The sequence below is a fragment of the Nocardia anaemiae NBRC 100462 genome (genome assembly GCF_001612725.1).
Taxonomy (GTDB): domain Bacteria; phylum Actinomycetota; class Actinomycetes; order Mycobacteriales; family Mycobacteriaceae; genus Nocardia; species Nocardia anaemiae.
Map to the genome: position 1 here is coordinate 77,069 of NZ_BDAZ01000031.1, position 14,188 is coordinate 91,256.

The following is a 14,188-nucleotide window of genomic DNA, read 5'->3' on the forward strand; positions in this document are numbered from 1 at the left end:
CTCACTCCCGCGTTTCGGGCGAGCGCGAACGGCGGTGCGCCGGAATGGCTTCGGTCCAGAAGTCGTGGCGGACGGCGTCCCAGAGTTCGGCGAGTTTCGGGAGGCGTTCGCGGGCCTGCACCAGGTCGGGGTAGTCGCCTGGGGCGAACGATGCGATCGGCGTTGCGTCGGATGTGTTGTGTACGAACATGATTCCTATCTCATGGCGGTGGTTCAGTTGCCAGGTTGCTCGCAAGCCGTTGATTTCGGTTCGGTGGATGCTCTCCATCCGGTCAGGGCCGGGTATCTGGGGCGGCGACGCTGTGGGAATCCGCGTCGGTGAGTGCGTCGAGCACGTCCAAGAGCGTTGCGAGATCAGGGCCGCGCCATACCGCGAGCTCATTTCCGGCCGGTTCGAATGGCAGGCCGCGGGCCGCGGCGCGTTCGCGCGGGCTCATAGCCGGTGGGACGAGCGCGCCCGCGCGCACCAGACACCTCAGTGCCGCGGCCTTCTTCGGACAGGTGATGGCACGGCATGCTATGTGCCGCTGCATGATTCGATGTGATTCCGGCACCGTGAGCGGATGGTCCGGGTGGGCGTGGGCGGGCGTGATGCTGCCGAGCATGGCACGTGCCCAGGTCACCGGCGGGCAGACCGTCTCCAGGTCACAGGTCTCGCAGACACGGGCCGGGGTGTTGTCCACGCTGGCCAGGTCGTGGACGATCAGGGCGGCGGCGTGCACACCGGTGGCGATGGTGAGGGCGTAGCCGATCGGGTCGGTGTCCGGATTCTCCGGTGGCCGGACGGTGTAGAGGTAGTGGTACCCCAGTTGTTCTGCGTGGCGGCGGATCTCGGCCGCATGTCGCGGCGCGGCAAGGCCGGACACGCCGGTCCGGACCAGGCCGACCGCCTTCGGTTTGCACGCGTCGCGGCCGTCCGGTCGGGTACGGACGTAGGCTGTATCCGGCTGTCCCGCTTGTATGTTCGTCATTGTCGCGAACCTTCGCCTCGGCGTATCGGTGGTCAATGGTGGCGGTCGTCCGGTCGGACCGGCCGACCGCCACGACTAGGACACACCCGCTGCGGGCGTCTTGGAAGGCGGAAACGGGAACCCCTGCCAATCGGTGGAAAAGCCCAGCGCAAAGCCGAAGTTTGTGGGAGGGTCTTCCCGATTCTGGAGCACACGTCGGCTCGAAATATGGGGGTAATTCATTGGTGGACAGCGATAGCAGCATCACTCGTCGGCAGCTCGGGCGATTGCTGCGCGAAGCACGTGACGGCATCGGATTGACGCTGGAGGACGCCGCACGGCTGATGGAGTGGAGTAAGAGCACCCTTCAGCGGTATGAGAAGGGGCAGAACCAGAAGATCCGGATGCGTGAGCTCGATGGGATGATCGATATCTATCGGATCGATCCCGAACGCGCGGAAGGACTTCGGGGGCTGGCGAAGCAGGCGGCGGAGAAGTCGTGGTGGCATGAGTTCGGGGATCTGATACCCGAGAACTTCAGTGTCTTCATGGGGTTGGAGTCCGCTGCGGAGAAGTTGACAACGTATCAGCAGGACTTGGTTCCGGGCCTGCTCCAAACGGCTGACTACGCACGAGTTCTCATGACCACCGCCCTACCGCCAGACTCGTCGGTAGAGATCGAGCGTCGCGTCGAACTGAAGATGCGGCGACAAAACCTGATCACTCGCAAGACCAAGCCCGCCACCCTCAACGTGATCCTCGGCGAGACCGTGTTGCGACGAATGATCGGCGGACCGACGGTCATGTCGGCACAGTTAAAGCACTTGGCAGACATGAGCACAATGCCTAACGTCAGCATTAGGATTCTGCCGTTCTCGTCAGGAATGCCAACCGGTGAACTGATCGGAACATTCACGATCCTGGAGTTCCCAACAGATAACCGGGGAGAACCGATCGAACCCACAATCGTGTACGCCGAGAACTACACCGGCGACATGTATTCGGAGAAAGTGGGTATCGTGCAGCGGTACAGGCAGGCGTACCAACGCATCGAGGAAGCAGCGTTGGATGAGGTCAGCAGCCGAGCGCTGCTGCGGAAGATAGCAAGGGAGTATCAGCGTGAACGTTGACCTGTCCGGAGCTCAGTGGTTCAAGAGCACTCGCAGTGGGGCGACCAAGGACTGTGTGGAGGTCGCCTTCCTCGACAACGGCATCATCGGCGTCCGCGACTCCAAGAACCCAACCGGCCCAACCCTGGCCTTCACCCCGACCGAATGGAACGCCTTCACCACCGGCATCCAGACCGGAACCTTCAACCACCCCGCCTGACGAAATCGGGCAGAGCAACCAGGCGGCCGCATTCCGAACGCGTTTCGGAGTACGGCCGCTCTTGTTCACACCACTTCAAGCCGGACGTTCGGATCGAGCGCACGCAGATCGTCGGGGTCGGAGGTGATGACGGCGCGTGCGCGGGTCAATCGCGCGCACACGATCACGTGCGCGTCCACCACGTCAGCGCTGCCGGAACCGGCGAGCAGCGCACCGACTGCTTGGGCGTGACGGCGATCGAGATCGACAACCTTCACACCTGCCGCGCCGAGCAGCCGCCCGATCGGGCGCTGACGTGGACTGTTGCGCCACACCTGCGCGAGCACCGTGGCGGGCACTTGCACCGAGAGCCTGTTATCCATGGCGCGCTTGATCAGCGCGGTCGCGCGGGCGTTGCCCTTCTCGATACTGATCAGCGCCCCGGCTTCGAGAATGATCATGCGGCACCATTGATTTCGGCGTCATCGAGCCCGAGCACCCGATCAGCCCAGGCAAGGTCTTCATCCGTCACACCAGCCTCGCGCGCAAGTTCGTCGGCGATCTCCCGTGCCGTGGCCCAGTCGGGTTCACGGCGGGCAATGTCGGAAAACCAGGCGGAGACAGAGGGAGCTTCGCCATGGTTCACGGCGGCCTCGGCCTTGGCTGCCACGTCGTCGGGAATGCTGATCGTAATCCGCTTCATACCTCATTCCGACCGAGAGTATGAAGATGTTCATACCATTTTCGACGCCATCGGATAGCCGAACCGCCGCCCGATCTGCCGTGGATCGGGCCCATGTGACTGGCCACCAGGGCGGTGGTCATCGGGGCAAGATCACGCGTCGGACGCTGCGGCTTCTGTCGGCCGGAACTCGGCGTCATCGGCGAATTCCACCGCTAGCATTGCGGCATGTCCACGCCACGCATCGAGCGCCCGGACCTCCCCGAGTACATGACCTGGGAAGAACTGGAGCGTCTTCCCCAAGAGATCGCCGAGCAGATCGAGCTATGGAATGGACGCGTGGTGTGGGTGCGCCGCGGCCCGGCTGAGCATCAGACCTTCTCGAACCGTCTCTGGAGCACGATCGAACGCTGCGCGCGAAAGACTATGTCGGAGCATCCTGAGCACTGTTGGCGGGTGACCACCGAGACGAACGTATTCCTCGGACGCAACGGCAAGTCCGATTTCCTGACACCCGACTTCCTCGTCCACCGCTGCCTCGAGTCCTCTTACCAGGATCTTCGAAGTGCCGATGTCGTGCTGGTCGGCGAGGTCCTGTCGCCCTCGAACACCCAGACCGATATCGAGGCGAAGAAAGGCCGCTACGCAGCCGCTGGTATCCCGTGGTACTGGGAAGTGCGCTTGGACCGCGAATCCAGCGCCATCGCCACCGTCCGCGCCTACGGTCTCGATATTGGGCACGCCCAGCTGCCGGACGGCGTCCATCCGCTGCGCCCGACCAACTACATCCTCGCCGACGAATGGACCCACGAGAACCCGGACGGCATCGCCATCGACTCCCCCTTCGCCATCACCATCCCATGGACCGAACTCGAATACTGATCGCGGGCGCAAACCACTTCGAGGCGGACGTTCGAGTCGAGAGCAGTCCACGATCCCCACGTGCCGGTGGCGGTAAACAGCGCTGTTTGCCACCACCAGCGCATGGTGATCTTGGTCAGTGACATGTGAAGCGGCGGCCGGTGAGGGTGGCGGGGAGTGGGCCGCGGCGTGGGGTGCCGGATAGGTCGTAGAAGGTCGCGCTGGCCGATCCGGTGAATTCGTCGCCGTGCACGGTCAGGTCGAAGCGCACGATTCCCTTCTGGACCGATGACGGATCCGCGCGGTCGACAGTGAACTCCACGAACGCGCCCGATACCGTTGCGCCGTCTGCCTTCCAGGTGCCCATGCCGTTGCTGTCGCTGGTGGCACGGTTGCCGTGGTCCGGATTCGATTGCGCCATAGTGCCATCCGCGTGGAAGGTCATGACGTGATAGCCGAACGGTGCGCCGTTGGCCATTACTTCCCAGACGCCGACGATGCTCATCCGCACAGTCCGGCGAGCAGTTCGATGCCGGGGTCGATCCGATGTTCGGGCACGCTGGCGAAGCTCAGCCGGAGCGCATTGCGGGGGGCGTCGGGGCCTGCGTAGAAGGCGGATCCGGGCAGGAAGGCCACACCCCTGCGCAAAGCTGGGGCAACCAACATGTCGGCATCGAAATCCGTTGGGCCCTCGACCCATACGAACATTCCGCCATCGGGCTCGGTCCAGCTGAATCCGGATGGAAAGTACTTCTCCAATGCGGCTACCACCATATTCAGTTTGGCCGCATAGGATTTCAGAAGCAGGCTCAGATGCGCGGATCCCACTGGCGTGCCAAGGAATTCGGCGGCGATCGCCTGGTTAAACGTGGATGTCTGCATATCGATGCCCTGTTTGAGGGCGAGCACGGGCTCGAGCAATTCGTCCGGCAGTACCGTGACACCGATCCGCAATGCTGGCGCAAGGGTTTTCGACAGGGAGGTGATGTAGGCGGTTCGGTCCGGCGCGAAGGACCAGACCGTCGGCAAGGGCTCGCCGCGATACCGCAGGTCGCTGTATACATCGTCTTCCACGACCAGTGACTGGTGCCGGGTGATCACCTCGGCGACCTGAGCGCGCCGGGCCGCGGACATGGTTCGCCCGGTCGGATTCTGAAAGGTCGGCAGAAGGTAGACGAACGCCGGAGCGTGTTGTGCCAGTGCATGATCCAATGCATCGGGCAGGATGCCGTCGGCGTCGGAGGCAACCTGGACCACCTGCGCGCCGTGGCTGCGGAAAACCTTCACCGCCGGACCGTAGGTCGGCGTCTCCACCAGCACCACCCCGCCGGGATACAGCAGCGCCATACAGATGTTGTGCAGCGCGCCGGATCCGCCCGTGGCGATATGCACCCGCTCCGGCGAACATCCGATGCCACGGCCGGACAACAGTATTCGCGCCTGCTCCAGCAGCGGCGGAAACCCCTGCGTGAGTCCGTACTGCAATGCGGTATTCCCGTACTTCGCGATCGCGGCCGTGGCCAGTGACGCCACCAGCTCACCCGGCAGCAAAGCCGGATCCGGCGCACCGACCGCGAACGAGATCACATCCGGTCGGCGCGCCAATGTCGCGAACGCGTCGTCGATCGGCCCGCTGCGCATGGCCGCTTCCCGGCCGAGCGCGACACCTGTGCTCATACCCGAGCCAACTCGTGCCGCAATCGCGCGGCGATTTCCACCGCCGCGGCATCGAATTCCGGGGTCAATACCAAATCGGCGCTGAACAGCGGATCGGTGCGTACATCCACCGCCACCAAACCCTCGGTGTCGCTGAGATTCACCGGCACGTGCACCACGCCCTGCGGGATGTACAGAAATTCGCCGGGCCCGTGCACATAGGGCTCCAATTCGGGGCCGATCAGCGTCACCGCCCGTCCCGTCACGCAGAACACGATGGTTTCGCTGTGCTCGTGCAGATGCGCCCGCGCCACCTTCCCCGGTGCCATTTTCACCATGGCGGCCGAAATACCCTCGGCCCCGCAGGTATTCGCGGTTATGCAGGGCAGTAGATGCTGCTCCTGCGGTCCCACTACCTCCGCGACGTCGGCTGCGGCGACCACTCGCACGGCCTTGGCAATATTTCCCATTCGGCAATCCCAGATATCGATGGATCAGCAACTGGCAGGCTATGGCACGCACCCATCGCGAACATCCGCCGCGGCCGACCGAAATATCCGCACTGTCCGTCTATCGTCTCGGTCCTGGCTCGACTGGATGAACGGCCGCAACCGCATCGAATCCGCCGCACGAGGTTACCGCCGGGCGATCCACCTATCGCGGATGCGGATATTCCCGTCCGAAATGGCGGATGATCCGGCACTCCGACTGGCCTAGTGTCCAGAATGCGACCGCCCGGCCGGTACGAATCAGCCGGGCACAGAGCATTCGAACGCAGAGGATCGGGTATGCGGGTGATCGTGGTCGACAACAACGACGATACCGGCGACGCGCTGGTGCGCAAGTTGCGTCTGCGTGGGCATCATGTCGATCGCAAACGTCGGGGTTCGGATCTGCTGGTTACCCATCATCGCTATCACGCGGTCATTCTGGACCTCGACTTGCCAGATATGTCCGGATTGGCGGCGCTGCGCAAGCTGCGGGAGGTCAGCTCGGTGCCCGTGGTCGTGCTCACCTCCGATACCGACGAGCGCTCGGTGGTGCGGGCATTGCGCAGTGGCGCCGACGATTACCTCGTGAAACCGCCGCGGGTGGCCGAGTTGACGGCTCGGCTGCACGCGATTACGCGACGCCTTCCCGCCGCTGCGAACCTCACGCCGACAACGATGGTCGTCGCGGGCGATGTGCAGGTGGATCTGGAAGCCGAGACGGTCGAGGTCGCCGGACGACAGGTACAGCTGACGCGGGTCGAGTTCGCGGTATTGCGGGCACTGCTCGAGCAACCCGGTGCGGCGGTCAGCCGCCAGCAGCTGCTGGACCGGATCTGGGGCGATGCCTTTGTCGCGGTGTCGCATTCGCTGTACGTGCACGTCAATGCACTGCGCAGCAAGTTGAGTCGTCCCGGATTGATTACGACCATCCACAGCTATGGCTACCGATGGAATCCCGGTGCCGTGCGGACTTCGGCCGATATCGAGGAGTCGATGGCGATGAGCGCGCTGGCAGGCAGCACCGCCTGAGCGGTCACCGAATCGGTAGTCTCGCCGCGCTTCCGTCGAACGTAGTCGAATGGTTGTCGCCCACGCCGAATTCGACCGCAATATCACTACGCTCGGCGAGCTGCCGGAAGCGGGATAGCGCGGCAAGCAATCTGGATGTGGCACTAGGAGACCGCGTGAACGGGCTGAGTCGCCTGACAATCAGCGGGTCGGCGATTGCGACCAGCGCGGCATCAGGATCGCGGCGAGGACCGCGCCGGTGAAAAGCAGTGCACCGCAGATCAACAGCGCAATTCGGAAGCCGCTGCCGAAGGCCGCGGTATCGGCGATTCCCGCACCGGAAATGCCGACAAGCCCAGGCAGTGCGGCAACCGCGAGCAACTGTGCGGTGCGGGCGACCGCATTGTTCACCCCGGAGGCGATCCCGGAATCCGTTGCCGACACCGCGGCGAATACCGCACCTGTCAGCGGAGCCACGAAGACGGCCAACCCGATGCCCAGTACGATGGTTCCCGGCAATACCGCACGGAGATAGCTTGTGTGCGAGCCGATCCCGGTCAGCAGAACCGCACCGCAGGCGGCGAGCGCAGGCCCGAGAATCATCGGCATCCGCGCGCCGTGTCGCTGCGCCCATCGACCGGCCGATGCCGACGACACCAGCATGATCCCGGTGATCGGCACCGTCGCCAGGCCCGCCGCCAGCGGCGAGTAACCCGCAAATACCTGCAATTGCAGTGGCAGCAGGAAGTAGACACCGCCGAGACCGGCATAGACGGCAGCCGTCACCAGGTTGGCCGCGGTGAACACACGCGAGCAGAACAGTGCGGGTGGCAGTAGTGGGTGCGCACCGCGCAGCTGGATCCAGGCGAATATCCCGAGTAGTGCCACGCCCAGCAGCGACATCCACCCACGCGCACCGATGAGCCCATAGGTCAACGCACCCAGCCCGGCAGCGGCGGTCGCCGCACCCGGCAGATCGAGCGGCCGCGCATCCGCATCCCGCGACTCCGGAAGAAACCGCACCGATACGACGACAACAGCCACGGCGAATGGCACGTTGACCAGAAAAACCGAGCGCCAACCGGCCAACTCGGTCAACCAGCCGCCGACAATCGGCCCAACCGCCTCGATGACGCCGATGAGCCCCGCCCACAAGCCAATTGCGGCTCCATGGTCGCGCCGATCGATCGAGGCCGAGATCAATGCCAAGCTGCCCGGAGTGATCAACGCACCCGCGACACCCTGCAGCACCCGCGCCGCGACGAGCATTTCCATCGAGGAAGCCAGGCTGCACAACAACGACGCCAACGCGAAACCGCCACTGCCCCAGACAAATACCGCGCGCCGCCCCAGCCGATCCCCCAGTGCCCCGCCGACCAGAATCAGCGACGCCAAGGCCAGCGTGTAGCCACCGACGACCCACTGCAAATCGGCCACATCGTCACCGAGACTCGAACCGATTTGCGGCACAGCGATATTGACGACCGACGCGTCGAGCACCACGACCGCCGATCCGAGCACCGCCGCCGCGACAACCCACCGTCCGGTGGCTGAACGCAGCCGCGGCGGTGCGGATGCCGCAAGGTTCGGTACAACGAGATCGCTCATCCTCGGCAGGCGAGAACCAGCGCGAACCGATCATCCGAATCGGTCCACGAATGCTGTACCCGGAAGCCGGAGGTCTCGAGCTCCCGATGAAATTCGGTCAGCCGGAACTTGGCCGAGATCTCGGTGCGCAGCTGCTCACCCGCCGCGAACTCGACAGCGAGATCGAGCTCGGCGACGGTGACCGACATATCGGCCGTGGCCTCCAGCCGCATCTCGATCCACTCGTTGTCCGGATCCCACACCGCGATATGTGCGAACCGGCCCGGGTCGAAATCGGCGCCGAGCCGCTGGTTCACCACATGCAGGATGTTGCGATTGAACTCGGCGGTCACCCCTGCGACATCGTCATATGCGGGGACCATGACCGCAGGATCGACCACCAGTCCGACGCCGAGCAACAACTGTTCGCCCGGCTCGGTCACCGCGTGGACGCAACGGTAGAAATCCGCGCGCTCCTCCGGCACCAGATTGCCCAGTGTGCCGCCGAGCAGGGCGATCAGCCGCCGGTCACCGCGCGGCAAGGTGTGCAGCATGCTGGTGAAATCGCTGATCACCCCGTGCACCGCGAGATCGGGATATTCCTCGTGGATCCAGGTCACCGCGGCGCGCAGCGCAGATGACGAAACATCCTGCGGCAGATACCTTTTCAGGGACCCATGCGCACGCAAAGCGGTCAAGAGCAGACGCGTCTTCTCCGATGAACCCGAGCCGAGTTCGATCAGCTCGCCCGCCTCGGCCGCCGCCGACGCGATCGCATCGGCACTCCGACGTAAGAGCGTCCGCTCGGTGCGGGTGGGGTAATACTCGGGTAGCTCGGTAATCGCTTCGAACAGCTTGCTGCCCTGTTCGTCATAGAACCATTTGGACGGCAGCCACTTCCGGCTTCCGATCAGCCCGCGCTGGACATCGGCACGCAGTGCGGCCGCGAGATCGTGCTCGGTGAGTTGGATATCGATACTGACGTGAGGCCGCACTGGCTTACTCCGATCGATGCTGAATCGCCAGGGTCAGGTCTGGAGTACAAACCTCGCGGTCCGCTTCTCCGACAACGGAATTGTTGACGCAGCCACCAGAGTCCCGCCAACCGGCGATTCGCATATTTACATCGACTTAAGTCTGGCCACACGCTGCGAATCAATCGGGTGAGCCCGCATGGTGGTCGACCACGGTGGGCCAGGCATCCCGGCCGCCGACCGCGATCGCCTGTTCAGACACCACCGAATCGGGTCATATGCGTCAGGATGAGTGAGAGGATCTTGGGGTATGGAGGTGCCAAGGGATTCCTTCGGAGGGCGGCGGCCGACAAGTCATGAGCGGATGACGGGGCTGCCATGGGATGCGTCGTATCAGGATGGCCCTGCGCCCTGGGATGTGGGTCGGCCGCAGCAGGCAGTAGTGCGGTTGGGGACCGCTGGCGGGTTCGCGGGGGCGGTACTCGATGCGGGGTGTGGGAGCGGGGAGAATGCGCTGTGCATTGCGGCGCAGGGATTTTCGGTGCTCGGGGTCGATGTGGCCGAGACGGCATTGACGAGTGCGCGGGCCAAGGCTGCCGAGCATGGGATCGATGTCGAGTTCGTCGCGGCTGACGCGCTGCGATTGCAGGGATTGGGCCGCAAATTCGAGACAGTGCTGGATTGCGGGCTGTTCCACACCTTCGACGCGGACGAGCGACCAGGATATGCCGCGAGTCTGGCGTCGGTGACCGAGCCCGGCGGCACGCTGTATGTGTTGTGCTTCAGCAACGAGGGTCCCGAAACCGGACCGCACCCGGTCAGTCGCGAAGAGCTCGAGGCGGTTTTCGACGCCCACAGCGGCTGGCATATCGCCACTATCGAACCGGACCTGATCGAGACGAGGTTTCACGACCAGGGCGTACCGGCCTGGTTGGCCACGATCAAACGGAACTGAGCCTCGTCCAGACAGGTCGCACTGCGACGACCGGCGTACGAGGCGCACCGTTCTATCGTGCTACCGCACGCATTTCACCGGTCTACTGTACGCGCGGGCGCGCTTCGGTACACCGGAGCGGGGTCGGCGCTACCTGCCGGACAGAGCCGCCGCGATATCACGCCGCGATCCGATGCCGAGCTTCGCCAGAATATTGGACACATGCGACTGAATCGTCCGGCGCGACAGGAACATCTGCGCCGCGATGTCGGAGTTCGAAAAGCCTTCGGCTACCAACGCGGCCACCTTACGCTCGGTATCGGTCAAGGCGGCCCGTCCAGACTTGGGGCGGTTGCGGGGTCCGCGGACGCCACGGCGAATTCCGTACGGACGCATGCGCGCCACCGCGCGGGCAGTGTCCCAGGAGGCGCCGAGACCGCTGTAGAGCGCGACCGCGGCATCCAGCGCGCCACGCGCATCGGAGCCACGACCGTCCGCGGCGAACAATAAGGCGGCGTTCTCATACGCCTGCGCCTCGTAGAACGGTCGTCCCGCCCTTCGGAAATCAGCGGCGGCAGTGCGCAGGATCGACGGGTCGCGGTCGGCGACGCCGCGACACAGTAGCGCGGTACCGGTTCGAGCAGCCGTGGGTTGGCGCCTCGCCATCTCGGCCGATGCCGCCACCACCGAACGCGCCGCCCTCTCGTCACCGACATCGGCGGCGAGGCGGGCGATATCCGGGAAGATGTAGTACAGCGTGGCAGTGGTCAGGCCGCCCGCGAGCCGCTGATGCGCATCGACGAGGAGATCCAGTGCGCCGCGTGGATCACCGCGGGTCTCGAGCATGAGGGCCTTGAGCCATGGATAAAACTGGCCGTTACTACTGCTGCCCAGTTGGTCGTCGGGTGCCGCAATGGTGTCCGGATCCGGCAGGAAGGTGCCGCGGTGGATGCCGATCAGCGCGGACAGGATCTGCAGGATCTGGGTGTAGCCGAAGGCGTCGGGCACCGACTGGCCCGAAGTGCATTCGACGAGCGCATCATCCCAGCGTCCGTTCAATATGTAGAGCCGGGCCTTGGCGACCACATTCGCCCCCAGATAGAAACCGTGGATCCGGCGACTGTGTCCGATTGCCTTGTGTAGCGCCGCTTCCGCGTCGGCGAGCCGATCGAGCTCGATCAAGCAGTGGGCGTTGAGAATGTAGGGATCGAACTGGTCGGAGCCGAATCCGCTGTCGAAAACGGCCAGGATGCGGTTGCTCAATTCCAGCGCCTCATCGAGATAGCCCTGGGTGTGGCGCACAGACCCCACGGTCAACAGTCCGTATCCGGTCACGAGCGGATTCTCGGTGGCATCCCCGATCGCCAGCGCTCGCGCACCCGCCACCTCCGCGGCTTCCAACCGGCCGAGAAACACATTGCTCAAGCCGCTCATCCCGTAGAACCGGCCCGCGTCCTCAGCCGCGAGATTCGGGGTGGCCAGGGTCTGCTCGGCGATCGCAACCACTTCGCGCAGGTCGCCGCGCGCATGGCAGGCCTGCATCAGCAACCACCGCAGTTCGATATCGTGCTCCGGCCAGGTCAACAGCGCCGTGCGCACGAGGGCCTCCGCCTCGGCCGCGCGACCGTTCCACAGCAGCGCCTGGATGTGCAGTTGCAGGAGTACCGGACGCATGCCGAGGTCCGCGGTGTCGGCCGCGCGCTGCAACAGCTGCACCGCGATCTCGGGCGCGCGCACTATCAGCTTGTCGGCCACCGCGACCAGCCAGTCGAGTGTCGGCTGGTCGAGCTCGTTCTCCCCTGCCAACAGGTAGTAGGCGATCCGCTCGATCGGCGCGTCGGTGGCCAGCAAGATCTGACCGGCCCGGCGCAGCAATCCCACGCGCAGCGAATCCGGCAGCTGATCGGCGAGCACCTGACGGATCAGGTCATGCCGGAAGACCAGTTCGGAATCGGCGCGGGTGAGCAGTCCGCCGTCGGTCGCCTCGGTAACCACATTCCAGATTTCCAGAATCGGACTTTCGAGCACCGCGGCGAGTTCCGCGACGTAGACAGTCGGCCCGAGTGCGGCCGCCATCGGAAGTACTTGCCGCGCCGACCGGGACAGGAATTCCAGCCGCTGCGCGATCGCCTGCGCCAATGATGCCGAGGGAGAATCGGCCGGTTCGGTCGGATCGGCGGTGTCGGCGACCACCGTGATCGCCTCGTCGCGCAACAACGAGGCCACCAATTCCGTAATGTAGAGCGGATTTCCGCCCGCACCGATCACCTGCCGCATCAGTCCCGGACCGGGTGCCGCACCGACCATATGCCGAACCAATTCCGCCGCAGCCGGTTCCGGTAGTGCCCCGAGCCGAATCATCGGCGCACGGCGTTCCACCAGTTCGGCCGTCAATGCGATCATTCCGGTATCCCGTGGCACCGGACGCGTCGCCAGCACCAACAGCAGTGGCAAATCGCCTGCGACACCGCAGAGCCGATGCAGCACCGCCAGACTCTGCCGATCCGCCCAGTGCACATCGTCGATGATCAACGCCACCGGACCCGCGGCACACCAGCTATCGACGAGATCGAGGATCGCCTCGCTAATCGCGAACTCGTGTGTCGCCGCACCGTCGCCCGCCCGATCCCCACTGCGCAGGAGCGCACGCACCGGATCGGATCCACGATCGCTGTCCAGCCAGGAGCACACGGCCGCGAACGGCACCTGCCGCTGCAATTCCTTCGCCGCTCCCCGACGCACATTCAGACCCTCAGCCGCATATCGGGCAATGGCCGCATCGAGGAGCGCGGTCTTGCCGATACCCGGCTCGCCTTCCACCAGCACCACCGTCCCCTCCCCAGCGGCGGCGCGTCGACCTAACGAGACCACACGCTCGACCTCGGCATCGCGACCAACGAAGACGGAGGTAAGGGGAGGAGCCTGCACGCACGGAATCCTATGCCCCCGCATGAATCTGTGCAGCACGCGCATCGCCCGGTCAGCGCAATGTTTCGATACCTGATACGGATATTCCTACCCGTTATGACGGATGTTTCCCGCTTGGTGGTGCCCATAGGGTCCGTCTACGGCGGCTCGCGACCGGCGAACCTACCGGGTACAGCAGATCTGATCGGCCGCCGAACAAGAGGAGAACACACAGCGTTGGCCACACACGTAAGGAAGGTCTGCGTCACCCCTGAGCGCGGTCGACGCTGAACACCGAGCATGAAGATCTTCAGTAGTCGTTGTCGCACCTTCGAATACACCGTCACTACCGCGAGTCCGGCCGCCGTCGATCTCGAATCGGCGGCGATCGGCGTGCCCAATGCGTTTTCCGATTGCCTGCTGCTCATGGTCGGCGTGGAGCGCGGCGATTCGACTTCGTCGACGGCCGCCGCGAAGATCGTACGGCGCATCGCGTCCAAGACCGAAGCGTCGCATATCGTCATCAACGGGTTTTCCCATTTGGCAACCCCCGGTGAACGATCCGATATCCCAACGGCTTTGCACGTACTCGCGAATCTGGCCGAATCCCTCGAGGCCCGCGGTGCCCGCGTCCATCTGATGCCGTTCGGCTGGAACAAGCGCTGGCAGGCCGACGTCCTCGACGGCGAATGGGAACAGCGCGTCGTCCATCTGCCCTCCTGAAGCGGCTGTCCCCGCTCCTGAGAAGGAGCCCGGCATGGCGCGTACTCTCTCCGTGGCCGAACCCACTTGACACGGGTGCGTCCGAACCACCGTGCGCGAAATCTCCA

The 14,188-nt window shown here is 64.5% G+C and carries 16 protein-coding genes; 6 read left to right on the forward strand and 10 right to left on the reverse strand.

All coding sequences use genetic code 11. The annotated features are described in order from the left end of the window. Position 1: 1 nt before the first annotated feature. Positions 2-190 (reverse strand): hypothetical protein, encoded by a 189-nt coding sequence (locus NA5_RS19680; RefSeq protein ID WP_157110528.1) that lies wholly within the window; start codon positions 188-190, stop codon positions 2-4. An 82-nt stretch (positions 191-272) separates the two neighbouring features. Continuing rightward, the gene (locus tag NA5_RS19685) at positions 273-971 is read right to left on the reverse strand and encodes a hypothetical protein (protein WP_062988153.1); all 699 of its coding nucleotides are present in this window, start codon (positions 969-971) and stop codon (positions 273-275) included. Positions 972-1,195: 224 nt separating this feature from the next. Between NA5_RS19685 and NA5_RS19690 the strand changes: the two genes are divergently transcribed. Further along, the gene (locus NA5_RS19690; RefSeq protein WP_245672304.1) at positions 1,196-2,080 is read left to right on the forward strand and encodes a helix-turn-helix domain-containing protein; all 885 of its coding nucleotides are present in this window, start codon (positions 1,196-1,198) and stop codon (positions 2,078-2,080) included. Next, complete coding sequence (locus NA5_RS19695) at positions 2,070-2,279, forward strand: DUF397 domain-containing protein (RefSeq protein WP_062988157.1); 210 nt, start codon at positions 2,070-2,072, stop codon at positions 2,277-2,279. Before NA5_RS19690 ends, NA5_RS19695 begins: the two co-directional genes overlap by 11 nt. A 65-nt stretch (positions 2,280-2,344) precedes the next feature. Here the strand turns inward: NA5_RS19695 and NA5_RS19700 are convergent, their stop codons facing one another. Both NA5_RS19700 and NA5_RS19705 read right to left on the reverse strand, forming a co-directional pair. Continuing rightward, positions 2,345-2,719, reverse strand: coding sequence for a PIN domain-containing protein (locus NA5_RS19700; RefSeq protein ID WP_062988159.1), 375 nt, complete (start codon positions 2,717-2,719; stop codon positions 2,345-2,347). Beyond that, on the reverse strand, positions 2,716-2,961 hold the full coding sequence (locus NA5_RS19705) for a hypothetical protein (RefSeq protein ID WP_062988161.1): 246 nt from the start codon (positions 2,959-2,961) through the stop codon (positions 2,716-2,718). The genes NA5_RS19700 and NA5_RS19705 overlap by 4 nt, the downstream gene beginning before the upstream one ends. 207 nt (positions 2,962-3,168) lie before the next feature. On the opposite strand from NA5_RS19705, the gene NA5_RS19710 reads away from it, so the two are divergent. Further along, positions 3,169-3,822: a Uma2 family endonuclease gene (locus tag NA5_RS19710; protein WP_062988163.1), complete on the forward strand. Its 654-nt coding sequence runs from the start codon at positions 3,169-3,171 to the stop codon at positions 3,820-3,822. Positions 3,823-3,937: 115 nt separating this feature from the next. On the opposite strand, the gene NA5_RS19715 is transcribed toward NA5_RS19710, so the two are convergent. From NA5_RS19715 to NA5_RS19725, 3 genes are read right to left on the reverse strand one after another with little or no spacing between them, the layout of a single operon-like run. Next, on the reverse strand, positions 3,938-4,306 hold the full coding sequence (locus NA5_RS19715) for a hypothetical protein (RefSeq protein WP_062988165.1): 369 nt from the start codon (positions 4,304-4,306) through the stop codon (positions 3,938-3,940). Further along, the gene (locus NA5_RS19720; protein WP_062988167.1) at positions 4,303-5,478 is read right to left on the reverse strand and encodes an aminotransferase-like domain-containing protein; all 1,176 of its coding nucleotides are present in this window, start codon (positions 5,476-5,478) and stop codon (positions 4,303-4,305) included. Before NA5_RS19720 ends, NA5_RS19715 begins: the two co-directional genes overlap by 4 nt. Continuing rightward, positions 5,475-5,927: a cupin domain-containing protein gene (locus NA5_RS19725; protein ID WP_062988169.1), complete on the reverse strand. Its 453-nt coding sequence runs from the start codon at positions 5,925-5,927 to the stop codon at positions 5,475-5,477. Before NA5_RS19725 ends, NA5_RS19720 begins: the two co-directional genes overlap by 4 nt. Before the next feature lie 318 nt (positions 5,928-6,245). On the opposite strand from NA5_RS19725, the gene NA5_RS19735 reads away from it, so the two are divergent. Continuing rightward, positions 6,246-6,977 (forward strand): response regulator transcription factor, encoded by a 732-nt coding sequence (locus NA5_RS19735; RefSeq protein WP_063813494.1) that lies wholly within the window; start codon positions 6,246-6,248, stop codon positions 6,975-6,977. 180 nt (positions 6,978-7,157) lie between these two features. Here NA5_RS19735 and NA5_RS19740 read toward each other — a convergent pair whose 3' ends face one another. Together NA5_RS19740 and egtD are read right to left on the reverse strand one after the other, a co-directional pair. Beyond that, positions 7,158-8,564 (reverse strand): MFS transporter, encoded by a 1,407-nt coding sequence (locus tag NA5_RS19740; RefSeq protein WP_063813496.1) that lies wholly within the window; start codon positions 8,562-8,564, stop codon positions 7,158-7,160. Beyond that, the gene (gene egtD, locus NA5_RS19745) at positions 8,561-9,538 is read right to left on the reverse strand and encodes an L-histidine N(alpha)-methyltransferase (protein WP_062988173.1); all 978 of its coding nucleotides are present in this window, start codon (positions 9,536-9,538) and stop codon (positions 8,561-8,563) included. The genes NA5_RS19740 and egtD overlap by 4 nt, the downstream gene beginning before the upstream one ends. Before the next feature lie 343 nt (positions 9,539-9,881). Between egtD and NA5_RS19750 the strand changes: the two genes are divergently transcribed. After that, positions 9,882-10,472, forward strand: coding sequence for a class I SAM-dependent methyltransferase (locus NA5_RS19750; RefSeq protein WP_062988174.1), 591 nt, complete (start codon positions 9,882-9,884; stop codon positions 10,470-10,472). Between the two features lie 129 nt (positions 10,473-10,601). Here NA5_RS19750 and NA5_RS19755 read toward each other — a convergent pair whose 3' ends face one another. After that, positions 10,602-13,379 (reverse strand): ATP-binding protein, encoded by a 2,778-nt coding sequence (locus NA5_RS19755; RefSeq protein WP_169811334.1) that lies wholly within the window; start codon positions 13,377-13,379, stop codon positions 10,602-10,604. A gap of 279 nt (positions 13,380-13,658) precedes the next feature. Here NA5_RS19755 and NA5_RS19760 point away from each other — a divergent pair, with 279 nt between their 5' ends. Continuing rightward, on the forward strand, positions 13,659-14,081 hold the full coding sequence (locus NA5_RS19760) for a threonyl-tRNA synthetase editing domain-containing protein (protein ID WP_062988178.1): 423 nt from the start codon (positions 13,659-13,661) through the stop codon (positions 14,079-14,081). Positions 14,082-14,188 lie beyond the last annotated feature (107 nt).

Bases quoted from the DNA above. Each gene is read 5' to 3' on its own strand.
- NA5_RS19680 (WP_157110528.1), bottom strand. From the start codon at position 190: ATGTTCGTACACAACACATCCGACGCAACGCCGATCGCATCGTTCGCC.
- NA5_RS19685 (WP_062988153.1), bottom strand. From the start codon at position 971: ATGACGAACATACAAGCGGGACAGCCGGATACAGCCTACGTCCGTACC.
- NA5_RS19700 (WP_062988159.1), bottom strand. From the start codon at position 2,719: ATGATCATTCTCGAAGCCGGGGCGCTGATCAGTATCGAGAAGGGCAAC.
- NA5_RS19705 (WP_062988161.1), bottom strand. From the start codon at position 2,961: ATGAAGCGGATTACGATCAGCATTCCCGACGACGTGGCAGCCAAGGCC.
- NA5_RS19710 (WP_062988163.1), top strand. From the start codon at position 3,169: ATGTCCACGCCACGCATCGAGCGCCCGGACCTCCCCGAGTACATGACC.
- NA5_RS19715 (WP_062988165.1), bottom strand. From the start codon at position 4,306: ATGAGCATCGTCGGCGTCTGGGAAGTAATGGCCAACGGCGCACCGTTC.
- NA5_RS19720 (WP_062988167.1), bottom strand. From the start codon at position 5,478: ATGAGCACAGGTGTCGCGCTCGGCCGGGAAGCGGCCATGCGCAGCGGG.
- NA5_RS19725 (WP_062988169.1), bottom strand. From the start codon at position 5,927: ATGGGAAATATTGCCAAGGCCGTGCGAGTGGTCGCCGCAGCCGACGTC.
- NA5_RS19735 (WP_063813494.1), top strand. From the start codon at position 6,246: ATGCGGGTGATCGTGGTCGACAACAACGACGATACCGGCGACGCGCTG.
- NA5_RS19740 (WP_063813496.1), bottom strand. From the start codon at position 8,564: ATGAGCGATCTCGTTGTACCGAACCTTGCGGCATCCGCACCGCCGCGG.
- NA5_RS19750 (WP_062988174.1), top strand. From the start codon at position 9,882: ATGACGGGGCTGCCATGGGATGCGTCGTATCAGGATGGCCCTGCGCCC.
- NA5_RS19760 (WP_062988178.1), top strand. From the start codon at position 13,659: ATGAAGATCTTCAGTAGTCGTTGTCGCACCTTCGAATACACCGTCACT.